Here is a 14,965-nt window from a genome sequence, read left to right as displayed (position 1 = left end):
ATTTAAATAGCCGAATAAAGCGACAATTTTATCTTTATTGATTTTCGGCACAAGTCACAATTATCTTGTTATAATAACTCAATACATTCAATAAAAGGAAAATAGTTAAATGAATTGGTTTTCTGAGTATTCACTTTTTTTAGCTGAAACAGCAACAGTTGTTATTGCAATTTTAGCGATACTTATTTTTATATTAAGCCAACGCCGTAAGTCAGCAACGGTGGCAGGGCGTTTGTCAGTCAAAGACATTAGTCAAGAATATGAGCAAGTTAAAGATGATATGTTAATGTCAAGTATGGACGAACTAGAAGCTAAGCTGTTTATGAAAGATCTTAAAAAACAGAAAAAACTTGAAAAGAAACAGGCAAAATTAGCGGCTAAACAAAAAAAGAAACAAGTTAAAAAGCAAGAAAAATCTGACGAACAGTCAACGCTAGATAATACAACCAAGCCAGCAGAGAGTCATACAGACCAGCAAGTAAAACCAAAATTGTTTGTATTGTCTTTTAACGGCAGTATGGATGCGCATGAGGTTGAAGAGTTACGTCAAGAAATTACAGCAGTATTGGCTGTTATTAAACCAGAAGATAAAGTTGTCGTTAAACTTGAAAGCCCAGGTGGTGTCGTCCACGGTTATGGACTTGCAGCATCGCAACTATTACGGTTTAGACAGCGTGATATTCCTTTTACCGCTGTGGTTGATAAAGTTGCTGCCAGTGGTGGTTATATGATGGCATGTACAGCTTCAAAAATTGTCGCTGCGCCATTTGCCATTGTGGGTTCAATTGGTGTGGTTGCACAAATTCCTAACTTTAACCGCTTACTTAAAAAACATGATGTGGATATTGAGTTACAAACAGCAGGTGAGTATAAACGCACTTTGACAATGTTTGGAGAAAACACAGATGAAGGTCGTGAAAAATTCAAACAAGAACTTGAGGAAACACATCTATTATTTAAAGATTTTGTTAAAGAATATCGACCAAATATCGATATCGAACAAGTTGCTACTGGTGAACACTGGTTTGCAACGCAAGCTAAAGATAAAGGCTTAGTTGACGAAATTAGTACTAGTGATGATTTTATTTTATCTCACTTAGAATCACATAAAATTATCGCTGTTAGTTATCAACGTAGACAAAAATTATCAGAAAAAATTTCAAAAAATGTCGTAAAGAGTGTCGAAAAATTATTTTTCAGACAAGGAAATGGGCTGTAATAGCCCTTTTTGTTGTGAGGTAAACCATTAATAACAGAACAAAAGTAGTGTTATTAATGATTATAGTTATTATATACGTTTAATAATAATTGAAGTATTAATACCGCCGAAGGCAAAATTGTTGGTTTGCATATATTCAATATCTAAATTTCGACCTGTACCAACAATATAGTCTAGATCACCACATTCAGGATCGACATTATTAAGATTAATTGTTGGGTTAAACCAGCCTGAAAGCATCATTTCTACTGATAGCCAAGCCTCTAATGCTCCGCAAGCACCTAATGTGTGCCCAAAATAACTTTTTAATGATGAGATTGGCGTTTTATTGCCGTATATGTTGGCAACAGCATTACTTTCTGCAATATCGCCACGTGCAGTTGCAGTGCCATGTGCACTGATATAACCAATGTTACTTGCTGTTAAACCTGCTTGTTTCAATGACTGTTCAATACAGTATTGAATTGTTTCTTGCCGTGGCTGAGTTATGTGGCTGGCATCACAATTGGTTTTGAATGCAATTATTTCTCCATAGATTGTTGCGCCTCGCGCTTTAGCGTGTTCATATTCTTCTAGTATTAAGGCTCCGGCTCCTTCCCCGATAACAAGACCGTCACGATCTCGATCAAACGGTTTTGGAGATGTTTTCGGCATGTCATTTTTTTGACTAGTGGCAAAAAGAGTGTCAAAAACGGCTGCTTCAGAAGGGCATAATTCTTCTGCGCCACCCGCAACCATGACGGTTTGCATACCATATTTTATTGCTTCATAAGCATAACCAATTGCTTGACTACCCGATGTACAAGCGCTAGAGGTAGTGATTAAACGACCTTTTAGACCAAAAAATAACCCTGTATTAACAGCTGTGGTATGTGGCATCATTTGGATATAGGTTGTTGCCGTAATATTATTTGTGTGTTTTTCATTCAGCATGGTAGCAAAAGATGCAACAGGCTGTGTGCTACCTGTTGATGAACCAAATGCGATCCCTGTTTCGCCATTAGTCAGTATTGGATCACCTAGTAATCCCGATTTTTCTAAAGCAATTTCGGTAGCTTTTGTCGATAATAACGAGACTCTTCCCATTGAGCGTGTTTTTTTTCTAGTGTAATGCTCAGGTAACTCAAATTGATCAATTGGTGCACCTAATTTGGTATGTAATCCATCATAAACTTCCCATTCAGGCATATATCTAACCGCATTTTCTAAGTTTTTTAATTTAGATTGAATGCTAATCCAATCACTCCCAAATGCGGTGATACCACCCATGCCTGTTATGACTACTCTTTTCGTCATATCATACCTCCATTGATTGAAATAACTTGACGAGTTACGTATCCAGCAATATCAGACATTAAATAACTCGCAAGTCCTGCAACTTCATTTACTTGTCCCATTCGTTTTAAAGGGATCATTCTCATTGCTTCTTGTAATGCAATCGGTTCCATATCTAAAATACCAGTATCAATTAATCCCGGTGCAATACAATTGACAGTAATTTTTCGTTTGGCTAATTCTAGCGCTAACGCTTTACTTGCGCCAATAACGCCAGCTTTTGCTGCGCTATAATTGACTTGTCCTCGATTACCTGCAATACCTGAAACCGATGAGATAATAATAATTCTACCTCCATCACGTAATCCTATCATTGGCATCACACATGGATGAAGTACATTATAAAAACTGTCGAGGTCGGTATGAATAACTTTATTCCAATCATGTTCAGTTAAAGCAGGAAATGCTCCATCACGAATGATACCAGCATTATTTACAACGCCATAATAAGCACCATGTTGCTCGATATCAGTTTCTATAGCTTGTTGGCATTGCAAACGATCACTTACATCAAATTGAATCAATCTAGCGCTACCACCTAATTGTTCTATTCTAGCTTGGGTATCAGCTGCTCCTTGTTTATCATTATGGTAGTGAACTACGATAGTAAAACCATCTTGTGCAAGTTGGTAAGCGATTGCTTTACCGATACCTTTACTTGCTCCGGTGACTAGAACTGTCCGTTTCATTGTTTTTTTTATTCTCCTAATCGTTTTTTGCCAAACAGATAGTCTAATTCGGTATTATCAGGTTCATAAACATTAAGTTTACCTGAAACAACACATTGTTCTTCAATCATTATTTGGCAGTCAAAATTAGCTAATCTAGCATCAGCAAGGACTAAATTTGCATGAATCATTAAATGGCTATGATGAGGGAATGTGGGTAATGTAGTTTTTATTGACCTTCCCCCTAATAGCATACCTAGTCGTGGTGGTTGATTGTTTTTCATGCCATGATAACCATTCCAAACGCCAATGGTTTGCGCCATGAGTTCAATGGCATAAAAATTGGATAATGAATTATCTTCATTTAAGAAAGGCGCTAAAATACTATGTTGATTGACATCAACACTACAGATACAACAGTTTTCATCGATTTGATGAACATGTTCTACCATAACCATTGGTTTTTCATGGGGTAAATAATTTTCAGCTAAATAATATTGCATTATATTTTTCCGATAATAAGTGAAGCATTGCTTCCACCAAATGCAAAAGAGTTTGACATGATAGTTGGGGTTTTTAACATCATGTCTTGTGTCACTATATTTATTGGATCAAGACTTTTATCATATGGTGATATTGAAAAATCTTGTTGGGGTAAATAAATATCTTGGTTTAGTAATAAATAGCTTATTGCTAATTCAGTTATGGCAGCACTGCCTAAAGTATGCCCTGTTAAGTGTTTGGTTGAACTACAAGGAGGACAATTTTGCTTAAATAGCCGATGAACAGCTTTACTTTCAGCAATATCATTTAATGTGGTTGCTGTGCCATGTAAGTTAATGTAGCCAATATCATTGGGGGTTAATTTTGCGTTATCAAGTGCCATTTGCATGGCTTTTTGAGCCCCAACGCCCTCAGGATGTGGTGATGAAATATGATAAGCATCAGAAGACTCTCCAGTTCCTAAAATAGCAAAGTTGCTGGTTTCAGTTCTAGTAAGCAGTAATAATGCACTGGCTTCACCAATATTTATACCATTACGCCCCTGTGCAAAAGGCATGCAGGGGGTTTCAGAAAGTGATTCTAACGCGTTAAAACCATTTATTGGCATTCTACTTAAACTATCGGCTCCACCGACAATAGCTGCATCAACTAAGCCTGCTTCAATTAACCGTTTACCACTGATAACAGCTTTTGCACTCGAAGTGCATGCTGTTGATATGGTATAACTAGGCCCCTTTAATCCCAATAGTGCTGTTAAAAAGCATGATGGATCACCTAATTCTTGTTGATTGTAGGTAAACGTGTGTGATTGATTCTGTGTGCGAAAATAATGTTTTATATTTAGATCACCTTCATGAATTCCTGAAGTGCTTGTTCCCATAATAATAGCAATACGTTTATGCCCATATTGCCTAATAGCTTGCTCTATTTCAGTATGAATTTGTAAATAAGCTGCATATAATAACTGATTATTTCGTGTTGCATATTGTGATAAATGTGCTGGGATCTTAGGTAGATTATCATCGACCTTTCCTAACCATGCTTTTTTACCGTGTAACAACCAACCATCGCACTCAATTAAATTATGTTTTGCACGATAATGTTGGGTTAATGCGTGCTTAATTTCAGCTTGTGTGCTACCTAGGGTATTGATAGCGCCAAGTGCAGCAACATAAATCATTTATTTTGTATCCATTCTTTGTATTGTGATTTCATAACCGAAGATATTGTGTTTTATTCGGTTTGGTTTTCTAATTTGTTGAGATTGTTTTTCTGTATAGGTTATCTCAACAATCGTTTCTTGTTTGTCATTCAATAAAGTTCGCTTTTGTTCACTATCAATGAGTTGCCATCCAGTAGGTAACACTGCTTGCCAATTTTTAATCGGTAAAATGCTTAACATAATATCAGACAGAACTTGCTCTGGTGCAGGTAGTTCTTTTACAAAGATATTATGTTTAGTATTAATGGTTTTGCCATTGTAGTTTATTTCAAATAAGCGAATACCAAGTGCTGAAAGACCAATGACTTTTAGTTGATTCTGATCTACATCAATTAAGGTAATCAAGGAATTTTCTTGTCCATTGTAATTGAATTTTAATAGTTGTTGATCGTGATAAGACTGTTGAATATTAGGTTGAGGGAGATTGATTCGAGTCCCTTTGGTTAGCCATGCTTTTGTTTGTGATTGGCTACTACAAGCCGAAATCAACATGGCAAGTAGTACAGTTATTATCATTAAATATCTTCTCATTAATTATTCCTTGATTTTTTAATTATTTTTGTATTTTGAACTTTGGTTAGTCTTGACCGCTAATGGCGCAAATAAAAAAGCAGCAAAAATTCCACTGGTTAACACAAGCCCAAAGCCCATAATGGCACTGGTATGACTAAAAATCAGTAGACCAAAGGACAATAATGTTGTTAGTGCAGCCATAGTTACTGCTAATAATGCACTTTGCGTTTGGCTTTTAGGGTTACCCAAAAAAAGGCTATAGTCGATGCCAATACCAATCACCAAAATTAACGCTAACATAGAAAATAAATTGAGTGTTTGGTTTATAATGCCATGTACCGACAATGCAATACCTATTGATAGCAGTGTCGGTAATGTGCTTTTAAAAGCGGTTTTTAAACCATACTTCCAGTTAAAACTAATAAAGCTTAAGCAAATAATAACGACCGCCAAGGCAATTAATTGTGATAAGTGAATTCGATAGGTCGAGAACATGGTATTAAATTCGGTGTGACGATCAAGCCAATAAACACCTTGTTTAAGGTCAGATAATGATGGCATTTTATCTAACTGGTTGACCCCACTAACAGGAATCAGGGTAGCACTTTGCCCCCCTTTTAATGATAACCAAAGTAGCTTTCTACCTTGGCTAATTGAGCTTTGTTGCCATAATTCTGGCGTTATAAATTCGTTTATTTCATTAATGTTATCTAATTTTGTATGAATATTCATTTGGTTGAGTGCGACAATAATATCCGGTGCATATTGTTTTATTAAGGCAATATTTTGTTGTTGTCGTTGTATTGAAGGAATATTGATCGTTTGATATTGGTTAATTATGCCATTTTGTTTAGCTTGTTCTAATTTAGGTAAGAATGTTTCTAAGCGTTGTAACGTTTGTTCAGGCGTACGGCCAAATACAATAAACCATTTTTGATCGGTTGATTGATGTGTAATGCTAATAATTTTTTGTTCATCGGCCTGGAGCTGAGCAGGTAGTGTTTGCAATTTACTGATATCATCATCGACTTTTAAATTGATCATCCCACAGCCAATAAATAAAAAGGCGAATGATATCATTATCCATTGGATTTTTTTATTTTCCCATAGGTTAAGCCAAAAAGTTAAAAAACGCATCCCTACCTTTTCGCGGACTGGTAATTTTTTGACTAACAGTGGATACCAACATATCACGGTTAAAAATGCTCCAACTAAGCCGAATACAGCAAAAATGGATAGTTGTTTTAATCCGGGAAATGGTGCGATCAATAACATTAAATAGGCAATAAAGCTAGTGCACAAAGCAATAGCTAACGTTGATATCAATTTTTTTAAGCTAGTATAAGGGGATTCTTGATTGCCATGTAGTAACCGTTCAGTTAGATAGTGAAGGGAGTAATCAATGGCGATACCAATAATGCTAGTGCTCATTACTAAGGTTATAATATGTATTTCACCAAATATCGTTAATACTGCAACTAATCCGGTAACAATACCAATAAAAATCGATAATAGAGAAAGGATAATTGGTGTGACAGAACGAAATATGGTTATCAATAAAATAATAATACCAATAACCGATAAACTACCAATGGTAGTAATATCATTTTGGGCTTCAACACTAGCATTATCGCTATAAAATAGTACGCCTCTTTTTAAAACTTCGGCACCTGGCCATATAGTTTGAAGTTCATCTGTTAGTTGTTTGATTTGTTTTACAATTTTATGAGATTGACTCATATTGAAAGATGAACCATTAAGCTCAGCATAAATCATATACCATGTCTGGCCTTGTTCATCTTGTCCAGATAACCAATTATTTTTAATGGTTAAATTCCCTGCGTTGTTCAATTGATTGATCTGTGATGAACGGGTTAATAATAATGGGTCATTTTCTAACTCTTTACTGCTTATGCCACTAAATGGCGAATATAGTTGGCTTTGTATCCAGGTTAATTGTTGATGAGATTGTATTTTTTCTGCTGTTTTTTTATCCATTAATTGGTAACGATATTGATAAGCAAATTGCCCCCACTGTTGCTGAAAGGACTCATCAAGAAGGCCATTTACTTGGTGCATAAATGGCTGCTTTTTTAGTTGTTTATACCACCAATTAACAGGTGCCATTTCATCAGGTTTTGCTGGTTTAATTAAAAAAATTAGTTGTTTATCTAATCTATTTTGAAAACCATCGATTATTTCTGTTGGAACATTATTAATTTGATCTTTTGGAAGCAAAGACAAAACACTGCTATTTAGTTTGCTATGTGTTATAAGATAACAAGCGCCAATAATCAGGCCAATTACAGTAATAAGCCATATGATTGCACAGTTTTTTAGTATTGGATGATTAGTTGAATAACACTTGTTCATTTTTAGTTAGTTTTACTGTTTGATGGTGTGTGAATGCAATCACGGTTTTATCATTTTGCATATCGTTAATGGTAACTGTTTGTAGGTATTGTTGACCATCTAAAATAATTTGCTTAAAAATCTTATTTAATGGTGCTAATTTTGGTGTAAGGATCAATGTCCATTGTTTATTGTGTTCTGATAATGTTAAATCAAAATTGTTGGTTAACATCTCTTTATCAGCAGTAAAGATGGCTGTGAGTAAATGATTAAATTGAAATAGTTGTGGTTGATTTTCAGCTGTGATGATTTGTGGTTTTTGATCTTCAATACGCTGTTCCATTCTTTGTTCATTCATTTTTAATGTCATGATAAAAGGCGTTTGTTGTTGCCACCATAGTCCAAATTGTTGCGAAATAATCATTTTTCCTGTTGAGTGAAGTGGATTTGGTAAGCCATTAATATATCGATCTTGCACAAAATCAGCACGAACAGTTGCTTGTTGACTAAACTGCTTTTGCAGATCTTCAAGCGTGATAGCTTGACTGCATGTTGAAAAACAGATAACAAAAAGTGTAACGAGATAGCATAAATATTTTTTCATTTTTTGAGTCCAAAGTATTCTAAGAAAACTGATGGTGTGACAAAGTTCATTTTTTTAGTGGCGACTGATACTGCCACTTGAATGGTATAGCCAGAAGTAGTTTTTTGCCCTGTTTTGTTATCGATTATTATATAACTAATTTTAATACGATTTTCATACTCTTCTAATTTGGCTGTAATATGTAGAGTTTGTTCTGCGATAGTGGAGGCACTATATTTAACACGTGTGTCAACAATAGGCCAGAGGTAACCCGATTCGATCATCTCTTTATATCCATAATTAAATTTCTGAAATAAAGCTTCTCTGGCTTTTTCAAAAAATTTCAAATAATTACCGTGCCAAACCACCCCCATAGCATCGGTATCATGAAAGGAGGTAGTATATTCAATGGTTGCACTGTATTTTGATTCACTTTTCATGTTTTTCACTATTGATCATTAAATTAATTTGTTTAGGTTGATTAAATTGCCAAAAATCATAAAAATTAAACCAATCTAGGGGGGATATTAGACAGTAATGCTCTAATCTATTTGCATATTTTTGTACGATTAATTCAAGTTCAGAGTAACGATTCTTTCTTGGCAATACCAGTTTATCTGCGAAAGGTTCTAAATAGATCTGAAAACGACCATTGGGTTTTAACCCCCAAACTAAATAAACAGGAAAGCCTAGAGCCGAAGACAGAATAAACGGCCCTTTGGGGAATGGCGCTGGTTTGCCTAAAAAATCTGCCCAGATAATCGAGTTGTCTTGTGATCTATGGTAAGGATTATTTGAAGTTCTATCGCCTACAATTGCTACCCATTCTCCTAATTCTAATTTTTGTTTTAGTAAAATTGCGGTGTCAGGGCCTAAGGTATCGACTTCGATTAAATTAATTACTGAAGCTTGATTAGCTTCTTGTAGAATTTGGTTAAAACGAACTGCATTTTTTTTAAATACAAGCGCATTAATTTTTATATTATGGGAAAGTTCAGCTATTGCTCTGCACATTTCCATATCACCGAGATGCGAGCAAAGTAAAATAATTCCTTGTTTTTTATTGATAATATCTAGAAATTCTTGTTTGCTAGTAGAATAAATGTCATCAAGTTTTATATCACCTTGCCAACTAGCTAATTTATCCAATAATGAATCGCCAAAACGTTGAAAATGACGAAAAGTTGTTAATTGTTTTTTATCTACTAAAGGCATCTTTTCATAGTAAGATTTCACTGTTTGCAAATATAGTTTTGAGGCTTGGCGTTGTTTTTTACCTGTTAGCCAGAAATAAGCTATGACAGGGAACATAATATATTGCGCTACGTTCCTACCAAAAAACTGATAAAGTTTAAGGATTAATCTTATTCCAAATAAGCCTTTTCTTTCTTCTGCTTGTGACCAATGCAACTGTTGATTCTCTTCTGATATGTTTCTTTTTATTAATGAAGGTATACGAGGTAACATTCCAAAAAATAATCTAGTATGCATTCGCGTAATTAACAGATTATCTTTTAGCGTTCTAAAATGTGAAATACCACCTTTAGGATAAGTAACATGGGTCGGAACAAAAATTGACGGTATACCTTGCCAGTATAGCCGCACCATAATGTCTGTATCAAAATCCATTCTTTTGCCAATTTGGCTCTGTTCTATTAAATGACATGATTGTTGTAAAGGATAGATACGAAATCCACACATGCTATCTTTAAGAGAAAAAGATAATGTTTCAACCCATACCCAAAAATGAGTGATATATCTAGCAATTAAACGATGTTTAGGAACTGATTTATCATATACAGGGCAACCCGATATTAATGCATTGGGATGGAGTTCTGATTGAGTAATTAATTGTGAAATGGTTTTCGTGTCATGCTGTCCATCTGCATCAATTTGTATAGCATATTTATAGCCAAGGCTTAATGCGTGTTTAAGCCCCGTCATGACTGCTTCGCCTTTACCTTGGTTAGTTGCTAAACGAATTAGGGTTACCCAATGAAATTGGGCTGCAATCTGTTCAAGTTCTAGGGCTGCATGTGTTGCACTGCCATCATCCACTAAAATACATTCAAGTTGATGCGATTCAATATTTTTTAGTACACAAGATAAAGTTTTGCTATGGTTATAACAAGGAATAACAAAACAGTAATGTTTAGGTGTAGGAAATGGTATTACGGACATAGTGTAAGCCTTCCTGAACTAGCAACTTTTTTTCTATTATCTGTTGAGACAATAGTGTACTTAAATTCTAGTTTATTTTTTTCTTTATACCATACTAGGTGTAAGATGAGGTGATCTTTTGGTAGCACAGGACATTGAAATTTTACTAAGTCCATCGATGATAAAGTCAACTGCTCTCCAAAGCATTTTTGAGTATAATAAATGACCCAATTAAGTTGAGCTACGCCAGGCAATAAAGGCTGAAATGGAAAATGCCCTTTAAACCAAAATAAATCAGAAGGGACAGTAAACTCAATATCAGCTTCTGTTTCGTTAACATTAATTGTTATGTCATTTACATATTTTTTATTCATTATTTTTCTTTGTTGCATCAAATAGAGCTTTTAGCTCTATGTAAGTACATTTTTCTTGTGAATTTTTTGGAATAAGCTCAACAAAACGCCATTTTTTTGGTATTTCATTTAATGATAAAATATCTTTTAGTAAAAGTCGAAAATATTGTGTTAATTTTAAGTGATTATACTGCTTTAAAAGTGATTTATAAGTGGGTGAAAGGGTAATAACTGCCCCGAGTATGGTTCTGTTATTTTGTTCTAAAGGAATAATAATGACTTCATTAACTTGTTTCAGTTGCTGAATTTTTCTTTCAATATAAGTAAGCGACACTCGATTTTCTGAAATTTTTACAATTTTATCTTGTCGTCCATACAGATGAAAATGTCTGTCATCTACTTTTTTTATTTTATCGTTCAATGGTTCTGGTTTTGCTAATAAAGGTGATATTAGTAAAGGTTGCTGAGTTTGAGCTTGTTCAATATGAATTGATGAAAATAATTGCCAAGGGGTAGTTGTGGTATGTTGTTGGCGAGTGGCAATGATACCTGTTTCACTCGATCCATATATTTCATTCGGTAATACATTGAAATTTTGTTGGCAATATAGTGCTTCTTTATAACTTAATTTACCACCTGAAGAAATGACTTTATCACATTTGATTGGTGGTAAATTGTTATCTAAATTTTTAATAATTGAAGGTGTAGTAATATAGATAATCTGTTTTTGTTGATATTTTGCTAACTGTTCTTGATAGACTACTGGTTCACAAAGAAAGGGGATTTTACTACTTAGGGATAACATAATTTTAAATGTTAAACCATACATATGCTCATGTGAAACCGATGCTACAAACAGATCATTAGAAAATGATCCCCAATTATCAATTAGGATCTGAATTTCTTTTTCAAGCTGTGACACTGATTTATCGATTGGCTTAGGTAATCCTGTTGATCCCGATGTAAACAACGTTAAAATCTGTTGTTTAAATTCAGTATTTAAACACTGATAATCGTCAACTAGCGTTGTATCATCTAACTGATTAATCTGAATGATTATTTTATCTGTTAAAAATTTTTCATCGCTATTGATATTATCAGTTAATAACCCATTATAGTAATGCTGTATCTCTTGATGATAGGGGTTAAGCAACTTAGGCATTTTGCCTGCATAAAGCAGCGCAAGTAATCCAGCCACAAAATTGAAGCTGTCTTGCATTGATAATGCCCAATATTGATTAGAATAATGATTCAATGCGCTATAGATACGCCAAACCTGTTTTTTTAGATCGTTAACCGTCAAAGGCTGATGTTTTCTAAATGCAATTATATCATTTTCTGATCGAGATAGCTGCTGTGACAATGGCACTAATGTTGTAGTTTTTGACGAATGAGCCATTCTCCCCCCATTAATATGGCCATTAATAAATAACTAATTAAACCATTATAAATTGTCCACCAATACATATCACCAATTAGACAGGTTATTAAAGCAATAGCACCATTTACAACAAAAAATAGACACCAGCATAAGGTAACTTTGCGTGTATATTGGACAGCTTCAATTGGTAAGTCTGCGTGTTGCATTCTAGCAAATTTTTCGATGATTGTTTGAGGTTGTGATAATGAATAGCTAAACAACAACAAGAATATTATATTAACCATTACAGGATAATAAAGAAGTAGTTGATATTTGGCAAATAGCCAACTGCTTACTGCTAATAATATACCTATAATGGCAAGAATTTTAGCTAACCAATACATAGATGAAAATAGATTAGGCAATGAAACGAATCGTAAAACGAAAAACATCATTAAAATCAAAATAGCTAGGTTAATGTATTGATATTTAAATGATAAGTAGATAATAAAAGGATAACAAACCAATAATAGGTTAGTTATAATTTTTATTATTAACTTAGCTTTCCTCATATTAATTATCATTTATGAGGTTATAAACGGCTTCAACAACATCTTGCACTGTTCTAACTGATTTAAAAGTTTCGGGATCAACTTTTTTACCAATCTTTTTTTGTAGGTGTACAACTAAATCAACTGCATCAATACTATCAAGATCTAATTCTTCAAAAAGTTTTGATTCCGGTTTAATGCTTTCTGCAGGTAATTCAAATAGTTGAACTAATGCTGATTGAACTTGTTCAAAAACCTGTTTCTTATCCATTTTGTTTTGCTCCTTGTTGTTGTGATGAAATAAAATTCGCTAATGCTTCGACTGAATAAAACGCTTTTTTGGTTTCGTCACTTTCAGACGATAAAACGATACCATATTGATTTTTGATAGCTAGACCAAGCTCTAACGCATCAATAGAATCAAGACCTAAGCCATCACCAAAAAGAGGGGCTTGGGTTTCAATATCATCTGGTGTGATGTCCTCTAAATTTAACGTATTAATAATAATGGTTTTAATTTCATTATGTAGCTTTTGCATTGAGTTTCCTTTCTACTTATTCTCGTTTGTTTTTTCTAATACCGAAGTAAGATGCTTTGTTAATTTTCTTGCTGCAATTGTAGCGTTTTGGTCTGAAAAATCACTAATTTTGATTTTTTCTCCAATGGTAATATTAAAAAATGCTTTTTTAACAGGGATATCATACCATTTTTGTTTTTTAATTAGCCAAGTAGGCTTACACTCAATATGAACAATTCGAATATTGGCATGACAACGTAAGGCGATATTTGCTGCGCCACGTTGTAATATCATTGGTTGATTGGGAACACTTCTTGTCCCTTCTGGAAATATCAATATCCGTCCTTGGTTGTCCAATATTTGCTGACATTGTGGCAAAATTTGGCTTGATTCTCCGTTTAAAATATAGCCTGCTGTTTTAATTATGCGGCTAATAAAAATATTTTTGAGTAATGCCCCTTTGACTAAACAATCACAACGGGGCATGACAGATGCTAATAACACAACATCTAACAAAGAAGGGTGATTGGCAACAATCAGGCAACTTTTATCCTGTTTTAGTTTTTCAAGTCCGTTAAACTGATAATCAATAACTCCCAAAAATTTTATTATCCGTAAAAATAATTTAAAACTAAGGCTAATACTTTTTTGGGCAATAATATTTCTTTTATTTTTATTCCAAACTAGTAATCTTAATAGACTAAACCATAGAATAGATAAAATAACTAATCCGTAAATACCAAACAACACAAATCCGAATGCTGTAACAAATAAGCGCCACCATTGATTAAAAGTATAACTATTTTTTTTTGTTACAGATTTAATGTCCATTGCCAATCTTGTACCTTTCCTTGTAAGGTAAATTGTTTTTGTTGATTTAAATATGCATGTAAAAACGCAAGAGATTGAGGATAGTCTTCTTGATAAATGGTTGCTGACTTTTCTACGCTTTGGCAATGAATTTGATTACCTTGAGTTAATATATAACCAACCGCATAGACAGGGACCAATTGCTTAATTTTAGTTTGGTAAATGTCAGGAATAATACCATCAAAATCAACCAATAACCCCTTTTTATTGTCAAATTGCAGCATGGGTAATGCTTCAATCAAACCTTGATGAAAACCATCAATATGTGCTGAAAGAGACGTAATAGGTATTGCTTGGTTAGCAATAATTGTCAATAATCCAGAAGCCGTATTATGTACGGATAAGGCAAAATCTGTTGGTGAGATATCATTATCTTGATTCAGTGTAGATAAAATTTTATACGTTCTTTCTAATTCACCATGTCGGCTAACAAAAATCGCAAAGTCGACTTGATTATTCCGCAATAATTCAAGTCCAACTTCAACAGCCAAACGAGACGGAGCGCTCATTCTTCGAGCTTGTATCATTGGTATTTTGGTTGACTTGGGTAATGGTAAACACCAATCATGATTAAAATGTGTTGCCCAGAATTCCCACTCAACTTTATTAGATAATCCAGGAGATAAAGCAAACCAATTTTCAATGGAAAAAGAAAAGTTCATTTTGATAATATATTATTTAATTAATTCTTTACTTAACGATATTTTGCATTATTATTTACAACGATTTTTCTAAAAAGTGACAAAATTTACTTATT

The 14,965-nt window shown here is 34.0% G+C and carries 17 protein-coding genes; 1 reads left to right on the top strand and 16 read right to left on the bottom strand.

The annotated features are described in order from the left end of the window. The first annotated feature begins 109 nt into the window (after positions 1 to 109). Positions 110 to 1,219 carry a protease SohB gene (sohB, locus tag GQ598_RS00465; protein ID WP_160401866.1) on the top strand — a complete coding sequence of 370 codons (1,110 nt, stop codon included), beginning with the start codon at positions 110 to 112 and terminating at the stop codon, positions 1,217 to 1,219. Positions 1,220 to 1,288: 69 nt separating this feature from the next. Here the strand turns inward: sohB and GQ598_RS00460 are convergent, their stop codons facing one another. From GQ598_RS00460 to GQ598_RS00385, 16 genes are all read right to left on the bottom strand, one after another. Further along, positions 1,289 to 2,515: a beta-ketoacyl-ACP synthase gene (locus GQ598_RS00460; RefSeq protein ID WP_160401865.1), complete on the bottom strand. Its 1,227-nt coding sequence runs from the start codon at positions 2,513 to 2,515 to the stop codon at positions 1,289 to 1,291. Continuing rightward, positions 2,512 to 3,243 carry a 3-ketoacyl-ACP reductase FabG2 gene (locus GQ598_RS00455; protein ID WP_160401864.1) on the bottom strand — a complete coding sequence of 244 codons (732 nt, stop codon included), beginning with the start codon at positions 3,241 to 3,243 and terminating at the stop codon, positions 2,512 to 2,514. The genes GQ598_RS00460 and GQ598_RS00455 overlap by 4 nt, the downstream gene beginning before the upstream one ends. 8 nt (positions 3,244 to 3,251) lie before the next feature. Beyond that, complete coding sequence (locus GQ598_RS00450) at positions 3,252 to 3,725, bottom strand: 3-hydroxy-fatty acyl-ACP dehydratase (RefSeq protein ID WP_160401863.1); 474 nt, start codon at positions 3,723 to 3,725, stop codon at positions 3,252 to 3,254. Beyond that, the gene (locus tag GQ598_RS00445; protein WP_160401862.1) at positions 3,725 to 4,906 is read right to left on the bottom strand and encodes a beta-ketoacyl-[acyl-carrier-protein] synthase family protein; all 1,182 of its coding nucleotides are present in this window, start codon (positions 4,904 to 4,906) and stop codon (positions 3,725 to 3,727) included. Before GQ598_RS00445 ends, GQ598_RS00450 begins: the two co-directional genes overlap by 1 nt. Next, entirely contained in the window at positions 4,907 to 5,479 is a 573-nt protein-coding gene (locus GQ598_RS00440) for a DUF3261 domain-containing protein (protein ID WP_160401861.1), read from the bottom strand. It lies immediately after the preceding gene. Between the two features lie 18 nt (positions 5,480 to 5,497). After that, positions 5,498 to 7,834, bottom strand: coding sequence for an MMPL family transporter (locus tag GQ598_RS00435; protein ID WP_160401860.1), 2,337 nt, complete (start codon positions 7,832 to 7,834; stop codon positions 5,498 to 5,500). Continuing rightward, a complete protein-coding gene (locus tag GQ598_RS00430) occupies positions 7,812 to 8,417 on the bottom strand; it encodes an outer membrane lipoprotein carrier protein LolA (RefSeq protein WP_160401859.1) in 606 nt (201 codons plus the stop codon). Before GQ598_RS00430 ends, GQ598_RS00435 begins: the two co-directional genes overlap by 23 nt. Next, a complete protein-coding gene (locus GQ598_RS00425) occupies positions 8,414 to 8,836 on the bottom strand; it encodes a thioesterase family protein (protein WP_160401858.1) in 423 nt (140 codons plus the stop codon). Before GQ598_RS00425 ends, GQ598_RS00430 begins: the two co-directional genes overlap by 4 nt. Beyond that, positions 8,826 to 10,577, bottom strand: coding sequence for a glycosyltransferase (locus GQ598_RS00420; protein ID WP_160401857.1), 1,752 nt, complete (start codon positions 10,575 to 10,577; stop codon positions 8,826 to 8,828). The genes GQ598_RS00425 and GQ598_RS00420 overlap by 11 nt, the downstream gene beginning before the upstream one ends. Next, complete coding sequence (locus tag GQ598_RS00415; RefSeq protein WP_160401856.1) at positions 10,568 to 10,930, bottom strand: hydroxymyristoyl-ACP dehydratase; 363 nt, start codon at positions 10,928 to 10,930, stop codon at positions 10,568 to 10,570. Before GQ598_RS00415 ends, GQ598_RS00420 begins: the two co-directional genes overlap by 10 nt. Continuing rightward, on the bottom strand, positions 10,923 to 12,308 hold the full coding sequence (locus GQ598_RS00410; protein ID WP_160401855.1) for an acyl-CoA synthetase: 1,386 nt from the start codon (positions 12,306 to 12,308) through the stop codon (positions 10,923 to 10,925). The genes GQ598_RS00415 and GQ598_RS00410 overlap by 8 nt, the downstream gene beginning before the upstream one ends. Next, positions 12,278 to 12,694 carry a hypothetical protein gene (locus GQ598_RS00405; RefSeq protein ID WP_160401854.1) on the bottom strand — a complete coding sequence of 139 codons (417 nt, stop codon included), beginning with the start codon at positions 12,692 to 12,694 and terminating at the stop codon, positions 12,278 to 12,280. Before GQ598_RS00405 ends, GQ598_RS00410 begins: the two co-directional genes overlap by 31 nt. Before the next feature lie 148 nt (positions 12,695 to 12,842). Continuing rightward, entirely contained in the window at positions 12,843 to 13,091 is a 249-nt protein-coding gene (locus tag GQ598_RS00400; RefSeq protein WP_160401853.1) for an acyl carrier protein, read from the bottom strand. Further along, positions 13,084 to 13,359: a phosphopantetheine-binding protein gene (locus GQ598_RS00395; protein WP_160401852.1), complete on the bottom strand. Its 276-nt coding sequence runs from the start codon at positions 13,357 to 13,359 to the stop codon at positions 13,084 to 13,086. Before GQ598_RS00395 ends, GQ598_RS00400 begins: the two co-directional genes overlap by 8 nt. A gap of 12 nt (positions 13,360 to 13,371) precedes the next feature. Continuing rightward, entirely contained in the window at positions 13,372 to 14,169 is a 798-nt protein-coding gene (locus GQ598_RS00390; protein WP_160401851.1) for a 1-acyl-sn-glycerol-3-phosphate acyltransferase, read from the bottom strand. Continuing rightward, positions 14,151 to 14,870, bottom strand: a complete 720-nt coding sequence (locus GQ598_RS00385) for a beta-ketoacyl synthase chain length factor (protein WP_160401850.1) — start codon at positions 14,868 to 14,870, stop codon at positions 14,151 to 14,153. The genes GQ598_RS00390 and GQ598_RS00385 overlap by 19 nt, the downstream gene beginning before the upstream one ends. Positions 14,871 to 14,965: the final 95 nt, after the last annotated feature.

This window comes from Gilliamella sp. Pas-s95 (genome assembly GCF_009795795.1).
Classification (GTDB): Bacteria; Pseudomonadota; Gammaproteobacteria; order Enterobacterales; family Orbaceae; genus Gilliamella; species Gilliamella bombicola.
Note: the sequence above shows the minus strand (reverse complement) of the source record. Positions and strands in the feature narration are given on the sequence as shown.